This window comes from Pseudomonas sp. S36 (assembly GCF_016647875.1).
In the GTDB taxonomy this organism is placed as follows: domain Bacteria; phylum Pseudomonadota; class Gammaproteobacteria; order Pseudomonadales; family Pseudomonadaceae; genus Aquipseudomonas; species Aquipseudomonas parafulva.
Genome location: NZ_JACVVG010000116.1, coordinates 1 through 282, shown reverse-complemented (window position 1 = coordinate 282; position 282 = coordinate 1). Strand labels below are relative to the sequence as shown.

Annotated in this window: 1 protein-coding gene; it reads right to left on the bottom strand. The window is 56.7% G+C overall.

Translation table 11 applies throughout. The features are described 5' to 3' along the window. Nucleotides 1–282, bottom strand: a 282-nt coding sequence (locus IAE36_RS23520; RefSeq protein WP_201214979.1) for an immunoglobulin-like domain-containing protein, incomplete at both ends; no start/stop codon positions are given.

Here is a 282-nt window from a genome sequence, read left to right as displayed (position 1 = left end):
GAGTTTTGCCACCACTTCGTCGATGGTGTCAGTGACTTTTACCGAGGCATCCCCGCCCAGTTGCAGGTTCTCGAAGGTGCGGCCATCAATGTCCACAGCCGACTTGATGCCCAGGCTAATGTCGCCGGAGTCTTTATAAACGTCGTCGCCCTGCGCCGCGTGCTCATACGACACGCTGGTCTGGCCAGCCTTGATGGTGACTTGAGCGTTGTTGCTGAGGGTCACGACCAAGTCGTGGGCCAGTGCAGTGTTGATCTGTACGGTGAACGTCGGTTTAACGTT